Consider the following 465-nt stretch of genomic DNA (forward strand, 5'->3'; position numbering starts at 1 on the left):
CTGCCCGATCCAGGGGATTCGCGTCAGCGATGGGCTGGAGCCCGGTGCGCTCGATTTCGAGCCGGATGCGGGCGAGGATGCGCTTGGGCATATGGTCGAGAATCGACGGCTGCGCGCGGCGTTGTTCGAAGCGGCATCGGCGGCCCCGCTGGTCGACGTGCGGATGAAAACGCGCGCGGTCGCGGTCGATCGCGGTGAACACGGCGTTACCGTCACGCTCGATTCGGGCGCGGTCGTCACCGCGCCGCTGCTGATCGCGGCAGAAGGTCGCAATTCACCGACGCGCGAGGCGGCGGGCCTGCGTGTCGCGCGCTGGACGTATGACAATGCTGCGATCGTCACGTCGCTGCACCATGAACACCCCCATGAGAACATCGCCTTCGAGATCTTCTATCCCGATGGTCCGTTCGCAATCCTGCCACTCAACGATGATGAACAGGGCCACCGCTCGTGCATCGTCTGGTC

General features: G+C 65.4%; 1 protein-coding gene. It reads left to right on the forward strand.

Annotation, left to right across the window (positions count from 1 at the left end; translation table 11 throughout):
* The coding region (locus AACY49_RS30815) for an FAD-dependent monooxygenase (protein ID WP_339528080.1) at nt 1–465 on the forward strand (465 nt) is incomplete at both ends.

The organism is Pseudomonas sp. EL_65y_Pfl2_R96 (assembly GCF_963970905.1).
Lineage (GTDB): Bacteria > Pseudomonadota > Gammaproteobacteria > Pseudomonadales > Pseudomonadaceae > Aquipseudomonas.